The organism is Clostridioides sp. ZZV15-6388 (assembly GCF_020657755.1).
In the GTDB taxonomy this organism is placed as follows: domain Bacteria; phylum Bacillota; class Clostridia; order Peptostreptococcales; family Peptostreptococcaceae; genus Clostridioides.
Genome location: NZ_JAGWCU010000143.1, coordinates 1 through 255, shown reverse-complemented (window position 1 = coordinate 255; position 255 = coordinate 1). Strand labels below are relative to the sequence as shown.

The following is a 255-nucleotide window of genomic DNA, read 5'->3' as shown; positions in this document are numbered from 1 at the left end:
TAGGAGATATAAAAGGGATTGAGAAAAATACAAAAAAGAAGAAAAGATTAAATAGAATTAATAGACAAAAAATATCTCAAATGGAGTATGGTCGCATTAAAGACTATATTAAATATAAGGCTAAAGATCAAGGTATTGAAGTTAAGCTAGTTAAAGAAAACTACACATCTCAAACTTGCCCAAAGTGTTCTAAAAAACACAAACCAACTGGTAGAACTTATAGTTGTACTTGTGGTTATAAAACTCATAGAGATA

General features: G+C 28.2%; 1 protein-coding gene. It reads left to right on the top strand.

Annotated elements, in window-relative coordinates:
* A partial coding sequence (locus KGF48_RS20110) for a transposase (protein WP_227868513.1) occupies positions 1–255 on the top strand: 255 nt, incomplete at both ends.